The following is an 18,770-nucleotide window of genomic DNA, read 5'->3' as shown; positions in this document are numbered from 1 at the left end:
AGGCGTAGCCTTGATGCAGCGATAGCGCTGAGTGATCCTCTCATAATTTTAATCTCGTAAAAAGATGTAAATAAACAGGATGATCTTCGCAAGTAGCCCCTCCACCTCAGGGGGAGGGTGCCCGACAGGGTGGGTGGGGGGATCAAAAAGAAAACTTATTTAAGGTAAAAAGGTCTATTTGATAGAAACTCCTTTTTTGATCCCCCCATCCGCCCTGTCGGGCAACTTCCCCCGGAGAGGGGAAGGCGATCCTGCATAGGTCTGAGTGGTACTCAATATGAGAGGATCATTCAGAGCGATAGCGTAATCAAGGCTACAGTTTTTTTATATATTTAAATCAATCGCATATTCCTAACTTAACGCGAGTTATGGATAAGAAGATTGTTTTATCCAGTCGTTACTTTAAAAAGGTTGTGGGAAATAACTCACTGCAGCATCATCATGCTCGTTCGCCTCAGTTTGTGCTATCAGATTACAGATGTGTGCTTTCAGAGTCATATTACCTGCAAATACCCCCATCACCTGCAAAGAAATCTTTGGTTCTTCCTCCGACAAATCAATCAGGTGATGCTCAATCTTCCCCGCAAGATTCCGTGAATCTATGACATAAGAGGCTCCTGATTGACGAATAATAAAAGGCAAATCAGAATGTCTGTTAAGATAAGAAATCGACTCATCCTTATTAAAAGTGAATTTATATATTTCTATTGTAAGGTCAGGGTAATGAGTACTGATATACCCTTTTAAACGCCGTATCAGATGGCTGCGAGAACGAGTTAATCGTCTATCAATGACTGGTGCGGTATTTAAGAATTCTTTATCGAACATATATTATCCATAACAGCAAAATAAAGCCATAATGATAACATAAGCGCCATTAATTGACCACATTTTGCATATTCCAATTATTTTTACATCAAAAAAGCATAGTATACGCGGCACGGTGCGTAGCCCGGTCTGCTTGCAGCCAGGATCAATCCCCACCACACTCCAGTGCCGTAGCCCGTATTAGGCGCTAGCCGTAATACGGGAATGAGTTCATTACCACTTCGATCCCGTATTACGGCTCCGCCTAATACGGGCTACGGCCGCTGACTTTCGTTACACAGCAGACCAGCGGAAGCCTTAAAACCCGCTTAAGACAATTTTCCCTCTGGACAAACCACTTTCCAGCAAGGCATGAGCCCTCCGCAGATTCGCAGCATTAATAACCCCCATAGATTCCGCGAGAGTTGTTTTTATCTGGCCAGAATCGACTAATCGTGCCATTTCAGTAAGTATTTCATGCTGGCGGATCATATCTGGGGTTTTAAACATAGAACGGGTGTACATCATTTCCCAATGAATGGAAATGCTCTTCAATTTGAACATACGAAAATCCAGTTGCTGCGGATCATCAATCAAGGCAAATTTACCTTGCGGCTTTAAGACATCCACCAAAGCTTTACCATGCTCATCAGAATGGGTCAGGCTAATCACATAATCCACCTCAGAGCAGTTTAATGCCGCCAATTGGGCTTTCATGTCTTTACTGTGATCAATCACATGATGAGCGCCATTGTTAAGAATCCAGTCAACGGATTCAGGACGTGATGCAGTTCCTATAATGGTAAGATCAGTCAGTTTTCTGGCAAGCTGAACCAAAACAGAACCAACGCCTCCAGCAGCGCCAGTAATTAACAAAGTCGCTTTTTCCTTATCAGCAATTTGCAAGCGATCAAACAAAAGCTCCCAGGCAGTCAAACTGGTTAATGGAAGAGCCGCAGCTTCTTCAAAACTCAAAGATTCTGGCTTTTTAGCAGCAATCCGTTCATCAACCAAATGCAGTTCGCTATTGCAACCAGGCCTGGTCAAATCGCCCGCATACCAGACTTCATCGCCCACATTAAATAAAGTGACTTCAGAACCTACAGCAACAACGACACCTGCAGCATCCCATCCCAAAATTTTAGCCTCATCTCCTGCGGGCTGAACATTACGTCTTACTTTGGTATCAACCGGGTTAACTGCAACAGCTTTTACCTGTACTAAAATGTCATGGCCTGAGGCGACCGGCTCAGGAAGAGTCAAATTCATCAGTGCTTGCTCATTATCAATGGGTAAAGCCGTGTAATAACCTATTGCTTTCATGATACTTTTTCCTTATTCAGTACACCGTTTTCAAAATCATTGTTCCAGATGAGGCCTAACTATAGCATTATTTAGCCTCAAGAAAAGCAGCAGAGTTTACTGAGTCATCTATACTTGTATTTAGTACAACATCAGGAGATCCTTATGAGTACCATAAGATGGATGTTATTACTGGGTTGTTTCAGTTTTGGAGTTAACGCCGCTTCTGAAGATGCCTGCAAAAAACCTGAACTCATTAAACCCATAGATGACTGGAGCATCATTGCCACCAATGTCGCGAACATCAACACTGCTCTTTACTTCAAGGGTTCCGACTTGAATTATTCCCTTTCTTTTCAACAAATCAAAGCACCTAACAAGGCAGACATTGATGAACACAGCGGTACCATCAAAATAGACGCTGAAACAAAAGATAATTTTGATCTAACGGTTACAGCAAAAAATTTCTGCGGCAGTGTGACCAGTACTTTTAATGTTCAAATTGATGAGGACGAATAATTCATTAGGCCGAAATTGTATTTTAAACTCCAAATTTAAACTTGTTGATCTATTTAAGATCAACAAGTAAAATAAATGTTTTCTTTGACGGTGGAGTTAAAATGCGTCTTTTTTCAGATCTTAAATTATTCAATCCCGCACTGGCCTACACGTTCGAGCCAGAATCTTCTCCTAAAGCCCTCATGTCTGGAGAAGACATGAATGAAACACCTTTTAAATTCGGCCAATTCGACGACATGATTGAAGCCTATCTTTATGCTGAAGAGGTTATTCTGCCCTGGATTCAGGAACATGGTATTGAAGCAATAACGCCAGAGTTACTCGAAGACTGGATACTGAATATCCACCAACGTATGGGTAAAACCTTGCTTTCTCTAAGTGAGGAAAAAAGCGGCGAATATTCAAAAGTATTAATTAGCCGTTGGCATTACGGCTCCAATATGATGAATATGATAGGTATGTATATGGCGAAGCTCTTTAACCCTATGCCAAGCTTTGCTCAATTTGTAAGTATTCTCGTTGAAGAACATAAAGGACTTAACCGAACAGATGCAGCACAGTTCCTGAAAATTATGCAAAGGATCGCCCAACAAGATGATGCACCTATTCATCCTTCATTAAAAGAAAAGATGAGATTGGAACCACCACTTGTTGATTTCACTTTGGCAATAAACCGATTGGCCACAGCCTGGCATGAAGATCTCTTGTCTGCGGAAGATCGCAAAGTTGTAGAAAAAATAGTTTTATTTGTAGACTACCCGGAACGGTTACCTGCTAAAATGCGCGCCTTTACTGAAGCTATAGTGCCACAATGGAAAAAGCTGAACAAAGATGATCTTGATGGCGTCGCTACCTTCTGTTCTGATCTTTTTCCTCAATTTACTCACATCCATCCATTCCCTAATGCTAATGGTCGAACCGCAGTAGAACTAATGAATATAGTACTGCGCAGCATTGGTTTACCTGATATTCTCATGCGTAAACCAGGAGACCGCGGTGCGACCACAGGAAGTTATGCAGAGGCTATTGCCTGCATTGAAAAAGACAGGGCTCCATTAAAGGCACACCTACTAAAATGTATCGCTGAAGCTCAGACCAAGCCTTTCTCAGATCCTGTTCTGGAACAACTTGTTGCTACACGCATGGCAGCAAACGAAATATCAAAACAAATATGGGCAATTAAACCGGGTTATGATTTAACAAAAATTACCGCACGCCTGGTAAACTATCCCATACTTAATCTGTTGGATCCTAATAATAACAATCATGCACTGCTCTGTTCACAGCTAGTGTTGGCAATATCAAAAGAAGTGTTAACAGAACTGCAGAATGAAGTAGAAAAAAAGAAAGCAACAGCTGTTTCTGTGACTAGCGTTTCTCTGCTTAAGCCAACTTATGATAGAGCATTTTTACAAAGCAAAATGGAAGAGTTAAGTGGAGTGGCTGGCTGGAAGATCACCATTAAAGATGCATTAAGCATTTGGCGTAATTGCGCATCAGAGAGTGAAGCAAAAACTATTGTTGCTGAGCTAAAACAATTTGGTTTTTGCAGAGCCGAGGTCCGCACCGTACAGGGAACAGGTGGAAAGATAGTATTGTGTGACGCTATTGACCAGGAAAAAATGAAAACAGCATCAAAATCAAGTGTTGCCGAACCTCTAAATCCTTAATAAGGCACAGAGCGTAGCCCGGTCTGCTCGCAGCCGGGAGCAATCCCATAGCCGTCAGGCTAAGGCTCGAAACTTAAAATGTGGCAGGGTCTGGCTCCCTCGCCCGCGAAAGGAATTTTATTAATAATCATATTTTTATCGCGGGAGAGGGCTGGGGAGAGGGTTAAGACCGATATTGGCCCTCTCCCTAACCCTCTCCCGCGTTCAACTGCAGTTCTATACACGAATTTCTAGCGCGGGCGAGGGAACTGAACCGTGCCGTTTGCTTCTTCTGAGCCTTAGCCTGACGACTATGGGAGCAATCCCCACCACACTCCCAGATCCCGGTTGCGAGCAACCGGACTACCCTAGTCCCGATCTACGTCGTCCTGAGCGCGGCTTTTTGCTCTATAATCAAAGAAGCACTGTGTTAAAAAGCTAATGGAGAAAGGATGCAACCCATAGCTGTAGTCATAAACAATAAAGCGAGAAACTGTTCAGCAGCCAACGGCTATCTGCAAGGGTTTGATAAAGCCCACATCCCTTATGAGCTCTATAAAACTAAAGCAGAACATCTCGAAGCAACAATTCAAAAGTGCATAAAAAAACACTCAGTCATTTTAATTGGTGGTGGAGACGGTTCAGTAAGGACTGTTGCGCATCATTGTGCTCACACTAACACCGTTTTAGGTGTACTCCCCTTAGGTACCCTTAACCATTTCGCAAAAGAAATGGGGTTACCGCTGACCGTTGAAGACATCATTGAGGCTCTGAAACAGCAACAGACGACTCAGATTGATCTGGCCAAGGTCAATGGCCATATTTTTATTAACAATTCCTCCATCGGCTTTTATCCCAAATTCGCGGACAAAAGGGATCACTACAGCAAATACTACAACAAATGGCTTAGCTATATTCCAGGATTTATTGAAAGCCTTAAAAAGCACAGGGTGTTCAGGCTTACTGTAAAAAGCAAAAATCTGAACCTCCCCTTACGCACTTCTTTTTTGATGGTCAGTAATAATCTGTATTCCTACGAATTTCCGGCAACCATCAAAAGAGAAAGTTTCCAAAAAGCCCTGCTCGGACTGTATTTTTTCAAACAAGGGAAAATTCGCCTGTTCAAAGTGATAAAACGACTGTTCAGTAATAAAAATCTTTTTGAAATCAAACAATCGGAACATCCGATTGAAATCCATTTTGATCATGATAAAGAAGTAACCGTGTCTCTGGATGGGGAAACCACAAAAATGAACACTCCGCTGCATTACCAAAGCCTGCCCGCGGCCTTAACTCTTTTGACTAATTCATCATGAACATAGTCCATATTTCTGATCTTCATTTTGGCATGAATGATCCGGCAATCATCGCAGCTTTTCTTCAGGATCTGGAGAGTTTAAAACCGGAACTGATGATAATATCAGGCGATCTCACCCAAAGAGCGAGAACCCACGAATTCGAACAATTATCAACATTTCTGCAAGGCTTCACTGTGCCTCTGCTTATCGTGCCAGGCAATCATGACATACCTCTGTATAACCCTGTATCCCGCTTCATTGAACCCTTCAAACAGTATAAGAACTATGTTTCTCCCAAACTTGATGCAACTTATGCAGATGAGCGGGTCAATATTCTGGGAATTAACAGTGCAACGCCCTATAAAATTAAAGACGGAACCTTGAGGAAAAAAGATTTAAAACGCATTAACAGCCATTTTTCTGCAACAAAGGGACAATTAAATATTCTCTTTTTTCATCACAACCTGAAGTATTTTTCAGGCATGCACCAGCCTTTGGATAATGCGAAGGAATTTCTTTATTATTTAAAGGACAGCCCCATTCACATAGTGTGCACCGGACATCTCCATTATGGCAATCTGACTTTGATCACTAAAAACAACGGCAAGCAATGCGCCCTTCTCCACGCAGGCTCTACTTTCTGCCCCCGTACTAAAGACGGCAAAAACAGTTTTTATGTCATTACTGGCGATCACTTACGATGCTCTGTGGACTGGCGAGTCTTTGATAAAGGGATTTTTTCATCTTATAAAGTGTATGATATTGATTTAAATACAGTAAAAAGATGCGAATAAACATGAGGCTCTGTGCAAGTAGGGAGGGTGCCCGACAGGGCGGAGTGTTTATCAATTATCAAGGAATACTTCAGCTCTCGGTTTTCTTCTCAACCAATCTGACTGACAATAACAGTCCTTGCCCCCGCTCTTTTTCGAAACTCCATAAGATAAATACCCTGCCAAATGCCTAACAATAACTTACCATCCTGAAAGGGAATACTTAGCGATGAGGAGCATAACATCGATTTAATATGTGCCGGCATATCATCAGGGCCTTCGTCATTATGTCTGTAATGCTCCCCCTCTGGAACCAGGCTGGAAAAAAACTGATTTACATCTTCCAGAACATCAGGTGACGCATTTTCATTAATAGATAAAGCTGCGGAAGTGTGCCGAATGAATAAATGCAGAATTCCCGATCCTTTCAATTCGACCTGCTTTAAAATTTCTTCTGTAATTAAATGGGCGCCATAAGCTTTGGGCGCTAATTGAATCATCTTATGACTGACCATCATGTAACACTCCAGCGTAAAAACATTTACTATACTATAAGCTATAGCTTATATCAGTCAGAGTAGATACACTGTTTATCGCTTTGAAGAATTTTATTTTGCGAGATAACATGCCAAAAACTCTTTTTAAAAAAAAGCAGACTGCTGCAGAAGCCCTTAAAAATAAAATTCTATTGTGCCTCCAGATGATTCGGGATTTGAATCCCAACACCATGGATGCTGAGGATGAGTTACGCACATTGCTGGATGAGTTAACTACATATACCCAATCTCGTACTTATGCAACACTCAATACCCGATTAAAAAACAGGGTACAGGCAGCCCTCAACCCGAACCAGACCGACTCAGACCAAGGTTATATCCAGATTCCCTCTTCTGATGATTTGGCAAACATGCGGCATATGATTGCAGGAGCCAATGAAGATCAATTACAACGCCTGACCCACATGACTGAAGCGGTACTACAAAACGATTCATTGCCCGTAATCACCACAAACCATACTGCATTACCTGATTATTGGCGTCAGTTATTCGCGGTAATTAAGACAGGAACTATCAACGAAGCAGTAGACTTATTAAACCAATTTCCAGTTGAAGACCTTCTCCTCTCTTCATTACGCGCGGTTCATTCTGAAAAATATCTGATACAACTCATCAATTGCTGTATTCAGGCACGGTCAAAAGGATTTAAAGCATTAAATGGTGACACTGCGGTTACCCCGGAAACATTTGAAATTTTAATTAAAGATTTGGCAACAACCTGCTTCAACCCATCGCCCTTACAATTTTCCTTCGGTTTACCCTCCCATCATGCCTATCATGCGGAGGGTCGCGGCTTTTGCGTGATTAACAAAACAGCTGTGTTGATGAAGTATTGGGAGCTAACTCAGGGACAGGCACTCAAATATGTGATTGTGGGCACTGATGTAAATCGGGATGATGGCTTATGCAATATTTTGCGGGAAACATCTGCCCATATGAATATCTGCCATATTGATGTTTTTGATTCCCGGGTATATCCGCAACAGGACTTTGCCTTCATTAGTCAGGAATTTGGTTCTCCAGGTATTGAGAACAACCAGCACATTCGTCGTTGGGAACACAATCAATTAGAGTACTACGCAGTTGATCTGAGCCAGACAACCCGCAAAAAAATCGGTGTTCATCCAGCACTGCTGTTTGCTTTATCCAAAATTAAAGAGTCCATTGAAGAAGCTAAAACCTCGGGACAAAAAATAGCACTTTTACTGCCCACCGGCTGGGACTCACATGAAGACGAAACGGCCTATTGTGGTAAATTTATAAATGGCCGCATGATGGCAGACTCCGCAGCACACAAATCCCGCTTTAACGATGGTGACTTGAGCTATTTCTATGAACGTCTCTTTCGCTTGTACAACCAGAATAAAGAACTTTTTTCAGGTTTTTACTGGGGACTGGAAGGTGGCTATGATCGCGCAATGTATGAACGGCAAATTCAGCTTATGTCAGGAGTTATCAATGCAGAATTGTTATGTCCTGAGGCAAATACCTGCTGTTCCACGAACGCCATGCAATAAAAAACAATTAAAATCAAAAAGTTAAATGATTTCTTTGAATTTATTTTAACCCTGTATTACAAAAAAAATCTCTGTTGTAAATCTTATAGGCAAGTGATACTCTCTTGCCGTCAAAGCGTTTGCTTCGCAATAAACTTAATTTTTAAAGTAACGTGAGTTTCGGATAAGAAAGTTGTTTGAGCCATTGTTTACCTCGATCCGTTCGGGCTGAGGAAGCGCGATAGCGCTGTCTCGAAGCCTTGGCATGGTGCTAAGGCTTCGAGACGAGGCTACCGCCTCTCCTCAGCCCGAACGGCATCGAAGTAACGACTGGATAAAACAAGCTTCTTATCCGAAACTCACGTTAAAGTAACGTTTTGAGATTTTCAACAACCAAGTCAGGAGATATAACACGATGTTACGATCTAAATTAGCCACATTTATTGGTGCAGTAATTCTTGCCGGCTCAGCGTTCGCAGGTCAAAATTCTGTATGCCCGGATTTAAATGCGATTAAAGCAGAAGGAATGGCTATGGCTGAAGAGCTTGGCCCCAATATTTATCTTACTTACAACATCAGTAACTACAATACCGAATCTCTCTGGGGTTTTATTATTGCTCCTCTGGAAGGCGATTCTATAGATGTGGCTTTAGATGAAGCAAATGAAGTTTTAGCTTCCATGAGCGCTCCCGGAGTTCCTGAGCAACATAATGGCGCAACCATTTGCGATTATGACACCGGTCGCCAGGATTTGTTTGCAGCAGCAATCAATGCTGATGAGCCAATCACACCAATGAGCCTGAAGTCTTTCTTCAAAAGAGCGCATTAATTTTTAAATTCGCTACGACAATGCACGTCGTCAGGACGACGTGCAATCATCCTTACTCGTTTCCAAATGAATTTTGCGAAAAAAGCGGTGAATAAATGGAGACAGTATAATCACAATAATGGCAATAAAGGCCAGCCCACTGAATAAAGCATAACAACCGGAAAATAACTTTCCTGCTGTTGTAGTCAATGCGTTTGCAGGCCCCATACCTGAAAGGATCATGGACGCATTAAGAAATGAATCAATCCAGGACATGCCTTCAAAAAAATGATAACCCAACATCCCCGCATAAAGCGCCACTGCAATAAGAACCAGACCAATCAGGGCATTACGTGTCAAATGCAGATAAATGTTTCTCGGGGTTTTAAAATGTTTTTTATGAGGTTCACCCATGATGTTCTTCAGCCCAGCTGGGTTTTGAATTGGCAATATGTTTCAAAGCACTTTGAATGGTTGGCCATTTAAATTCAAATCCTGCCTCCAAAAGACGCTTGGGCACTACTTTTTGCCCCTGATTGATTAAACAATCCCCCATCTCACCAAATAAGAAATGAATGACAAAAGCAGGGGTCAAAAATAATAAAGGCCGATGCAATGATTTCGCATAAGCTTTGGCGAAGTCTTTTTGCATGCAAGGATTGGGCGAGGTAATATTTACAGGGCCAGTGATGTTGGGATGGTTTAATAAAAACCGATAGGCATTAACCAGATCCTGACTGTCTACCCAGGAAAGATACTGCTTGCCATTACCAATAACACTACCAAAGCCGGTAATAAAACTGGGATACAAACGCCCCAGAAATCCTTCTCCTTTTTTCAACACTACCCCAAACCGTGTAGATGTTACCGCAAGCCCCGCTTTTTCTGCCTTAGCCAAAGCCTGTTGCCAGCGCACACCGATTTCACTTAAAAAATCTTTAGGGTGCTCAAAATCTATAGGTGTGTCTTCATCCAGCTCTGTAGCATCACCATTTTCCTGTAAACCGTAAATGCCCACCGCATTGGCGCAATAAATATGCGGTTTTGCCTTTTGTTTTAAAATCCAGTCAACCAGTTTTTCAGTGGTATGCACCCGCGAATTAATAATTTCTTCTTTAACAAAAGGTGTCCAGCGTGACGCTGCAATATTATGGCCGCTCAGGTTGATTACCGCATCGAACTGATGCGCATCCAGAGTGTTTAATTCATCCCAGGATACCGAAAGAATTCGTCCTGAAAAAACCTGTTTCAGTAAATCTTTATGTCGCCCAAGAAGGGTAAAATGATGTTCCGAAGACAAGCCACGAATGAGTTCCTGGCCAATCAATCCCGAAGCACCTGCAATTAAAATATTCAATAGACTAAGCTCCTTTTAGTGCAATACTATGATCTATGACACGAATCGCCCCCCATGTAAACGGACAATTTGAAATTCTTATCAAAGAACCACGTTGTCCTGAGCACGTCTTTTTGCGCGAAGGATCTCCCCATACAGGACGACGTGTACCCGGAAAATGTGTTAACTTATTGACAGACCATAGTAAATTGCACTAGCTTCTACAGTTTCAATTAATGGATTGATTTGATGTAAGGAATGGTTATGAAAAGCGTGTATATTGATCCGGATATAGCTAAAGCGTCCACAATACCCTCAGAATTTTACACCTCCCCTGAATGGTTTGCTTTAACTAAAGAAAAAATATTTGCCAAAACCTGGCAATTTTGTTTCAGTACGGAAGAGTTAGGCGCAAAAGGACAAATGGTACCGTTTACGCTACTGCCCGATTTTCTGAATGAGCCTTTATTATTTGTCAAAGATGAAAACAATCTTATTCGTTGTTTAAGTAATGTATGCACACACCGAGGCAATATTCTTATTGACGCTCCCTGTACCGCGCACAAAATAAAATGCAATTACCATGGCCGCCGCTTTAACCTTTGCGGTGAATTGTTGCATATGCCTGAGTTTGAACAAACCAAAGATTTCCCATCAGCCCGCGACAATCTTAGCCGTATCCCCTTCGACACTCTGGAACCATTCCTGTTCACCTCTTTATCGCCTGCCGTTCCTTTTCATGAAGTTTTTGCTGACATCAAAGAACGCTTGTTCTGGTTGCCTATGGAGAAGATGCGCCTGGATAAAACACGATCCAAAGATTACATGGTGAAAGCACACTGGGCTTTATATTGCGAAAATTATCTTGAAGCCTTACATATTCCTTTTGTTCATCCAGGATTAAGGCAAGTTATTGATTGTACTACGTATACTACAGAATTATATCCTTACAGCAATTTGCAACTGGCTTTAGCCAGTGATAACGAAGAGTGCTTTGATTTACCAAAGGACTCACAAGATTATGGCAAGCGGGTTGCTGCCTACTACTATTGGATATTTCCCAATACCATGCTTAATTTCTATCCTTGGGGATGTTCTGTCAATGTGGTCAAACCTATTGGACCCGAATTAACCCAAGTCTCCTTTTTAACCTACGTGCTTGATGAATCAAAATTAGGTAAGGGGGCAGGAGGAGCACTTGATCAGGTTGAACAGGAGGATGAGGCGGTGGTTGAATCAGTACAAAAGGGAATAAAATCAAGGTATTATGATGCTGGCCGTTTTTCACCAACCAAAGAACAGGGCACTCATCATTTCCAACGCTTACTTTGTCAGTTTTTGAATGAGGGATGACAAGGGTTTATTGCCACTTCGATCCCGTATTACATTTGGCTAATACGGTCTATTATGGAGAAAAAAATGACATCAAAAAAGGGAATTTACCTTTTTGCAGTACTTGGATTGTTACTGGGAATAATTCTTGACCAACTAATTCGCCACCAGAATTTAACTCTGGTTTATTACGCCATTCCTACATTGTTCAGCCTTTTGTTTGCTTTGGCATACGATGACAACAACATAGTGCGCCTGGCAGGCACCAGCCTGTTGCTCGCCCTGTTTTTATCATCGCCTCTGCTGCCATTAAATGTGGACTTTAATATCACTAATTATGCCCATTTTCTTACTTTTCTGGTTGCTTTTCCGTTTTTTGTTTATGTGGTTCATTGCTTCCATTATGCTTTTCATCACGACAACAGCATTCAAATCAGTTACAGCACTTTGTTTGCCGCAGTGTGGAACACGATACCTTTAATAGTGATTGCTTCTATTTTTTCTTCATTAGCCAATCTGCTGATTATGCTGGCTGCCTTTATATTCAAAACAGTAGGCAGTAATTTTTTGGCAGATTTATATTTTTATAATCACCATTTTAATTTGATTTGCAACAGTACTTTATTCTTTATCGGTTTGGCAGTTGGCCAGCAAAATATAAAAATTGTTTACGGCCTACGATTTTTAATGTTACGCATTATGTATTTCCTGTTTCCTTTCCTGGCCATAATCAGCGGTATTTACTTTGTTTTATATCTTCTGCATTCTTTTACCGGCGGGATAGAACACATCAATCCTCTGCTTGTTTTATTGCCTTTGACCGTTATGGGTGTTCTGTTCTTTAATGCTTATTATCAGGACGGAAATGAAGCATCAGATTATCCAGCATGGTTAGAAACAGTCTTACAAGTATACCGGGTTATTTTGTTCATACTGGCTCTCATGATGACTTATAAAGTTCTCCGTGAACTCACCATAGACATTAACGTCTGCTTATACTTGCTGGTTGCCCTTCTCTTTACCCTGACATACGCACTGACTGCTTTCTTTGGCAATGCAGAAGAAAAAAAATGGATCGCAATAGGAAATATAGCTACAGGCTTCATTTTTGTAGCCCTCTTGTATCTGTTTAATCTTCCTTATATGTCCGTTGACCTGACCATAGGCGGGAAAAATAACCCGGGGATTCTGACCTCATCAATTACTTCATTGATGCAGCAGCCTGTGCATACAGCAAACCCTTAATACTCTGGCAACAAAGCGAGGGAACCCTCGCTTTGTCTACAGCTCCTAAAACAGTCTGTTTTATCAAATATCGGTGTAACACCGCGATGTTTTGTTTTTCAACAAATTATACGAAGAAATGTCTGTTATTGTACTGCATTCTACTGATGGATTAACCTGGAGTGATCCAGTACGTCTCACGGAAAAGTTCCATTCAATGCCCGCAGTCGTGATTCACCAACATAAATTATGCTTTGCATGGCAAGATTCTGACAACCAACTGAATACTTTGATTCTTCAATTTGATCAAGGTAAATGTAAAATAACAAATCGTGAAAAGCCTGCGGATGGATTAACAGGCTCACCCCAGTTTTACTCCTATTTACACCATTTATGGGTAGCCTATCCCACAAAAAATGTGTTGAATACATTGCTGGTTTCCCTTAATCCCCAATGTGATAATAAATATACTTCTCAATATGAAGTTTTAGATGCATTGATGACCGATTCCGAAAAAAGTAGTGTCAACTATAAGCCTTAAACAAGGAGTGATGTAATAAAAGAGGGAGCTAGGGGTTCAGAGCAGAAACATTGTCCCTGCCAGTATAACTGTTCCGCTTCCTGACGGTCGCGGCTCGGTTTCCACAACTTAACGAGTTATGGATAACAAGCTTGTTTTATCCAATCGTTACTTCGATGCCGTTCGGGCTGAGGAAGCGCGATAGCGCTGTCTCGAAGCCTGGGCATGGTGCTAAGGCTTCGAGACGAGGCTACCGCCTCTCCTCAGCCCGAACGGCATCGAAGTAAATCAATCTTCTTATCCATAACTCACGTTAACTTAATCTACACCATACTCTCAGGAAAAATAACTCTGAATCCCGGCTCAAGAATCTGTCCTTTGGGATTTTGCGACAGTTCACTGGTAAAAACTGATTTTCTCAAAGCAATCAAATTCAGATAGCTGGTTTTTAATCCCTCTCGGGTCATTAAAAGCTGCGCCAAATACTGCTGATATTGATGAATTTCCTGCATGGCTTTACCCTGATACACCACCGGATTCTCAAGATAATCGCTCAGGGTCGCGGCTGCTTTGTTTTTACTGCTTTGCTTGCGTAAATGACTCATGAAGTGAGATAGCCATTCTTTTTCATTCGTTTCAGGAAGTAATTTTAAAAGATCACATCGTTCCGTGGAAAATACAGGATGGGTAAAATCAATCATCAACACCGCTTTTGCAAACTCTTCACTGATTAGCCCTTGCTTGATAAGGCGTTGAATCTCCTGCAGATCTGCGTCACTCTTTACCGGAGTCAGCCAGGCATGGTCGGCATCGCGCAGTGACGTTTCGGGAAAATTCATATCAAGAGTTTCAAGCACTTCATTATATGCATCACGCGACACGCTTATATTGATTTGACCCAACACAGGATTAAGCCAAAAAGCGGAAGGAATTAAAAAGCTGCTCCCCTCTTCATCAGCACTGGATTCCAGATTTATTTCTGTAGTACAAAAGAGTGGGCGTAATTGTTCCTGTAATGATAACTGCTTACCAAAGGCTGTCATAGAAGAACTATTACCTAATTTATTCGCCCCTGTACGCACATCCCTGGCTAATAAATCAGCGTCTGCGAGTTCGGCAATTAAACGTTCAACTTCAGGGTCAGGATGATTAGGAGCAAGAATTAATGGACGCAGATCAGTCCACCAGTCATTGTGTGGCAAGGACATTTCTTTAAGAATAGGTCCTCCCGAATTATGGCAGGCAGAACAGCGCATACGGCTGCCAAAATGGTCTTCATTTGCAGGGCTTTTACGGTATAACCACTTGTTATCTTTATAAGCATCGGCTGAATCGCCTCGGTAAAACCAGCGCACGCCCCCGCGTTCCCATCCTCTGAGTTCATAGAAATTGTATTGCTCTTTCTGCCTGTCCCAGACGATGAGCTCGATTAATAATTTTTCGTGTTCAGGCCTTTGATCCAAGACAAGGGTATTCCCCTCCAGAGCAGTAAAATGACCAAGGAAAAAATCTCCCTTTTTTACCCTTTGTCCCGATGCTAACTGGCCATAAACCGATTCAAAAAAGCTAAAGCTACCCTCCGCAGGATTATTCCTGCCCCGATTCGCTACCATGCGGGTTTCTATCTGTAAGTGGTTAGCGACTAATTTCTGTTTTAGCTCCTGAACTGATGTTGGACAGGATACCGAATCGGACAGTAAAGAAAACAAAGGATCATTCAAGGGTTTATCAATAACATCGTTATTTAAGTAAACAAGACACTCGGCGTGTACCCACGAACCAATACACATAAAAAGAGCAACACATAATTTTTTCATTTAAATCCCTTTACAGCCAACAGTCACCTCATTTATCAGTCGGATTTGACTGCTCACCAAGCGCTTTGATCGTGGCAAATTTGACGTTTTCTTCCACTGTCTGGTTGACCAGATCATTTCCATAGCCAATCCAGGCGCCTTTTTTAATGGTTGTTCCTGGACCAATGGTGACGGACATGCCGATAAAGACATCATCCTCAATAACAACGGGTGAAAGAAAAAGAAGGCTGCCTACATCTGAATGACAGGTGATGGTTACTCGGCTCCCCATAGTTACATTCTTACCTATGGATATGAGCGGGTAGTCAGCAAAATCAATATCAAAGGAATTCATGATCTGGAACGATACCTTACTCCCCATGGCACGCCAGTACAGATATTTTAAAACATTAAAGGATTGGATGATGTAAAGAAAACCCGTGATTTTAGCAGCACGAGAAAGGGAAAAATGACAAAACCAGGCCACCGTCATTTTATTCAGTTTACGTCTGTATCGCCCTGGCTTTAACCTGGGTAAACACATCCTGATGAGAAAAATGATTGCAATAAAAGAAAGAAACAAAACAAAAGGCGCCAAAGGCAAAACCAGCCAGGTTGTTGCATAACCATGATAAATGAATAAACCCGTCAGGCTAATGGCTGCAACACTGGGCATTAAACTTAAGAATACCGAAATCAAATCAATCAAAATAAGCATGGGAACGGTTAATTGATTTTCTGCTATGGTCACTTTACTGTTCTTTTGTTCTGATTTATCAGACATCGAATAAGCTCCTATGCATGCTGTATTTTATTTTTAAAAATTTTCGGTAACAGAACTCCTGTTCGTGCCTTGTAACTCGCCCATTCTGGATAACGTGACATGCTGGCTTCTTTACCCAGAATATTGGGTAAGAAAACACCTGACCATACCCAAGCTAAAACTGCCCAGGGCAACCAATGTTCTGCTAACAAAGCAAATGAGGCATACAACATCATTTCGCCCAGATAGTTAGGATGGCGAATACGTGAAAAAAAGCCATCGGTTATTAATCCCCGTTTGATTCGCAGGGTAAAATATTTTTGCGTGTCGCTGCTCATCATAATGACCACCCCCAAAACATAAATCAGGGTAGCGGTAAATAACATCCAGAAAGGTGCCTCAACCCGTTGGGTAACAATAATCACAGGTGCAATCCAGTATAAGGCAAGTACCAATGCCCACATCATAAAGGCGCCCCCAAAGGTAACTTTTTTCTCCCAGTTGGGATCGGGAAACACACGATCTTTCAACAGCCAGCACAATCCATAACTGCCATGAAGGGCCGCATAAGTCCATGCGGTGACGGTAAAACAATCGAAATACCACATTAATAACAACACGAAAGGTAAAGTACTTACCTTTTGCAAATTGATAACCCATGCGGCTTTTAATATTCGGGGACCACCAAAGATATCAGTAGAGAGGTAATCGCGTAACTTAAGCCAGTTACTTAAGAATGAATTCATTTCAGCCTTATGCCATGAGAATAGAGAGTTAAAAGCTATTATATGCTCATCAGGCTTTTAATCAATGTCAGATGTTATGAAATATAGACCGCATTAGCGTGCGGGAACATATTGCTCTTTGCCACTTCGATCCCGTATTACGGCTAGCGCCTAATACGGGCTACGGTATGATAACTTACTCAGATCTGTAGCCCGCATTAGCGACAGCGTAATGCGGGAAGCATAGGACAGCTTATTCCTCTTTTACTTTGTAAGTATCAGTGTATTGCTGAGCTAATGCTTTCGCTTTAGCCAAATCATCAGGATTCAGCGTTTTCTCAAGACTACTCACGTTGGCATTTGCCTTGTCATAACCATGATTTGCTGCAGCAGAAAACCAGGCGTAGGCCATGATAGGATCGGCAGCCAGACCAATACCATCCCGATAATACACACCCAATTGGTTTTGTGCTTTACCATAACCTTGTTCCGCAGCTTTACGCATCCACACTACAGACTGTTCAAGATTTTTTCCTACACCATCACCGTAAAAATACATATCACCCAAATTGTATTGGGCATTGGCATTACCTGCATCAGCACTTTTTTGGTACCAATAAGCCGCTTTTTGCAGATCAGATGGGCCTAACTTGCCTGTATCATAGAGGTAACCCAACTCTAATTGTGATTTGGCATGGCCTTGCTGGGCTGCTTTTTCAAAGTATTGAGACGCCTTGTTTATATCCACAGGAGTACCATCACCTTGCTCATACATTAAACCCAGATTGTATTGAGCACTGGCATTACCCATGTCTGCAGCTTTGGTATACCAGTTTATAGCTTCTGTTTTATCTTTTTTTACACCAGTACCGGTGTCGTAGTCATAGCCAATAGCAAGAGCTGCGTTTGAATTTCCCTGTTCTGCAGCCTTTTTGTACCAAATCATAGCGGTCTCAGTATTTTGAGGCACACCTGATCCGGTGTCATACATGTATCCTAAACCGTATTGGCCATCAGGATTATTTTGGTTTGCCGCTTTTTGATACCAGGTTAGCGCTTTGTTAAAGCCCTCTGGTGTATTGAGATACCAATAGAATCCAGCCAGAAGCACTTGTGCATCGACATTGCCCTGATTCGCGGAAGCTAATAATAATTGCTCTGTTTTTTCGGCGTTATAAGCCACACCCTGAGCATTGTAATACATTTTACCTAACAAATACTGCGCCTTGGCATCACCCTTATCAGCCTCCGGAGAAAGCAAAATAAATGCCTTTTCATAACGCTGCTGGTTATAAGCATCTTCCCCTTCCTGGGTAGTGGCAAAGGCGGTAGAACCCATCAATGTAACCAGCGAAAGCGATAAAATATATTTCTTCATGTCCATGATATAACCTTATTTTAATGAGCTATCGCTTTAAAGTATATTACATTTTTTAGACATTGCATTTAAATTTAAATCTATTTGAATAAATATTTTCTTCTTGCATTATCAACGAATAAGCCAGGATCGAGGTGGCAATGAATTTTATAAATACCAGTGCGAAAGTCCAGAGCAGGAAATAAAGTACGTACCGGTATAACTGTTCCGCTTCCTGACGGTCGCGGCTCGGTTTCCGGTGCACGATGAAGTAGATACGAACGCACGAAAACCGAGCCGCGACCGTGAGGAAGCGGAATTTTTGTTGCAGCACAGACACTGCCCCTTCCCCAATCTACGTCGTCCTGAGCGCGTCTTTTGGCACGAAGGATCTCCTGAATACGGCATGGTGACAGTTTGAAGCCCTGCCGGGATTTTTATTTGCGCGATCCCGGCTGCAAGCAGACCGGGCTACACTCACTGCCCCTTCCCCAATCTACGTCGTCCT

Annotated in this window: 18 protein-coding genes; 9 read left to right on the top strand and 9 right to left on the bottom strand. The window is 42.0% G+C overall.

From position 1 onward, the window contains the following. Positions 1 to 402: 402 nt before the first annotated feature. Positions 403 to 828, bottom strand: a complete 426-nt coding sequence (locus tag B094_RS0108495; RefSeq protein WP_018577381.1) for a hypothetical protein — start codon at positions 826 to 828, stop codon at positions 403 to 405. Between the two features lie 297 nt (positions 829 to 1,125). After that, positions 1,126 to 2,130: a zinc-binding alcohol dehydrogenase family protein gene (locus tag B094_RS0108490; RefSeq protein WP_018577380.1), complete on the bottom strand. Its 1,005-nt coding sequence runs from the start codon at positions 2,128 to 2,130 to the stop codon at positions 1,126 to 1,128. 144 nt (positions 2,131 to 2,274) lie between these two features. On the opposite strand from B094_RS0108490, the gene B094_RS0108485 reads away from it, so the two are divergent. The 4 genes from B094_RS0108485 (at position 2,275) to B094_RS0108470 (ending at position 6,369) form a co-directional block, all read left to right on the top strand. Beyond that, entirely contained in the window at positions 2,275 to 2,628 is a 354-nt protein-coding gene (locus tag B094_RS0108485) for a cadherin repeat domain-containing protein (protein WP_018577379.1), read from the top strand. 101 nt (positions 2,629 to 2,729) lie between these two features. Further along, positions 2,730 to 4,298 (top strand): Fic family protein, encoded by a 1,569-nt coding sequence (locus tag B094_RS0108480; protein WP_018577378.1) that lies wholly within the window; start codon positions 2,730 to 2,732, stop codon positions 4,296 to 4,298. A gap of 431 nt (positions 4,299 to 4,729) precedes the next feature. Beyond that, positions 4,730 to 5,593 carry a diacylglycerol/lipid kinase family protein gene (locus B094_RS0108475; RefSeq protein WP_018577377.1) on the top strand — a complete coding sequence of 288 codons (864 nt, stop codon included), beginning with the start codon at positions 4,730 to 4,732 and terminating at the stop codon, positions 5,591 to 5,593. Then, entirely contained in the window at positions 5,590 to 6,369 is a 780-nt protein-coding gene (locus tag B094_RS0108470) for a metallophosphoesterase family protein (protein WP_018577376.1), read from the top strand. The genes B094_RS0108475 and B094_RS0108470 overlap by 4 nt, the downstream gene beginning before the upstream one ends. 89 nt (positions 6,370 to 6,458) lie before the next feature. On the opposite strand, the gene B094_RS0108465 is transcribed toward B094_RS0108470, so the two are convergent. Then, positions 6,459 to 6,866 (bottom strand): secondary thiamine-phosphate synthase enzyme YjbQ, encoded by a 408-nt coding sequence (locus B094_RS0108465; protein ID WP_018577375.1) that lies wholly within the window; start codon positions 6,864 to 6,866, stop codon positions 6,459 to 6,461. A gap of 107 nt (positions 6,867 to 6,973) precedes the next feature. Here B094_RS0108465 and B094_RS15960 point away from each other — a divergent pair, with 107 nt between their 5' ends. Next, positions 6,974 to 8,422 carry an arginase family protein gene (locus tag B094_RS15960; RefSeq protein ID WP_018577374.1) on the top strand — a complete coding sequence of 483 codons (1,449 nt, stop codon included), beginning with the start codon at positions 6,974 to 6,976 and terminating at the stop codon, positions 8,420 to 8,422. A 394-nt stretch (positions 8,423 to 8,816) separates the two neighbouring features. After that, positions 8,817 to 9,230: a DUF4949 domain-containing protein gene (locus B094_RS0108455; protein ID WP_018577373.1), complete on the top strand. Its 414-nt coding sequence runs from the start codon at positions 8,817 to 8,819 to the stop codon at positions 9,228 to 9,230. A gap of 30 nt (positions 9,231 to 9,260) precedes the next feature. Here B094_RS0108455 and B094_RS0108450 read toward each other — a convergent pair whose 3' ends face one another. Beyond that, positions 9,261 to 9,623, bottom strand: coding sequence for a hypothetical protein (locus B094_RS0108450; RefSeq protein ID WP_018577372.1), 363 nt, complete (start codon positions 9,621 to 9,623; stop codon positions 9,261 to 9,263). Then, a complete protein-coding gene (locus B094_RS0108445; protein ID WP_018577371.1) occupies positions 9,616 to 10,566 on the bottom strand; it encodes a TIGR01777 family oxidoreductase in 951 nt (316 codons plus the stop codon). Before B094_RS0108445 ends, B094_RS0108450 begins: the two co-directional genes overlap by 8 nt. A gap of 243 nt (positions 10,567 to 10,809) precedes the next feature. Between B094_RS0108445 and B094_RS0108440 the strand changes: the two genes are divergently transcribed. The 3 genes from B094_RS0108440 (at position 10,810) to B094_RS0108430 (ending at position 13,642) form a co-directional block, all read left to right on the top strand. After that, the gene (locus B094_RS0108440; RefSeq protein ID WP_018577370.1) at positions 10,810 to 11,898 is read left to right on the top strand and encodes an SRPBCC family protein; all 1,089 of its coding nucleotides are present in this window, start codon (positions 10,810 to 10,812) and stop codon (positions 11,896 to 11,898) included. A gap of 66 nt (positions 11,899 to 11,964) precedes the next feature. After that, positions 11,965 to 13,122, top strand: a complete 1,158-nt coding sequence (locus B094_RS0108435) for a hypothetical protein (RefSeq protein WP_018577369.1) — start codon at positions 11,965 to 11,967, stop codon at positions 13,120 to 13,122. A 118-nt stretch (positions 13,123 to 13,240) separates the two neighbouring features. Beyond that, positions 13,241 to 13,642 (top strand): hypothetical protein, encoded by a 402-nt coding sequence (locus tag B094_RS0108430; protein WP_155823745.1) that lies wholly within the window; start codon positions 13,241 to 13,243, stop codon positions 13,640 to 13,642. 302 nt (positions 13,643 to 13,944) lie between these two features. On the opposite strand, the gene B094_RS0108425 is transcribed toward B094_RS0108430, so the two are convergent. The 4 genes from B094_RS0108425 to B094_RS0108410 all read right to left on the bottom strand — a co-directional run bounded on the left by B094_RS0108425 (position 13,945) and on the right by B094_RS0108410 (position 18,289). Then, entirely contained in the window at positions 13,945 to 15,438 is a 1,494-nt protein-coding gene (locus tag B094_RS0108425) for a hypothetical protein (protein ID WP_018577367.1), read from the bottom strand. Positions 15,439 to 15,466: 28 nt separating this feature from the next. Further along, positions 15,467 to 16,201: a DapH/DapD/GlmU-related protein gene (locus B094_RS0108420; RefSeq protein ID WP_018577366.1), complete on the bottom strand. Its 735-nt coding sequence runs from the start codon at positions 16,199 to 16,201 to the stop codon at positions 15,467 to 15,469. An 11-nt stretch (positions 16,202 to 16,212) separates the two neighbouring features. Next, complete coding sequence (locus B094_RS0108415) at positions 16,213 to 16,926, bottom strand: methyltransferase family protein (protein WP_018577365.1); 714 nt, start codon at positions 16,924 to 16,926, stop codon at positions 16,213 to 16,215. A gap of 232 nt (positions 16,927 to 17,158) precedes the next feature. Next, positions 17,159 to 18,289, bottom strand: coding sequence for an SEL1-like repeat protein (locus B094_RS0108410; RefSeq protein ID WP_018577364.1), 1,131 nt, complete (start codon positions 18,287 to 18,289; stop codon positions 17,159 to 17,161). Positions 18,290 to 18,770 lie beyond the last annotated feature (481 nt).

Source organism: Legionella shakespearei DSM 23087 (assembly GCF_000373765.1).
Classification (GTDB): domain Bacteria; phylum Pseudomonadota; class Gammaproteobacteria; order Legionellales; family Legionellaceae; genus Legionella; species Legionella shakespearei.
This window is presented reverse-complemented; position numbering and strand designations above follow the sequence as displayed.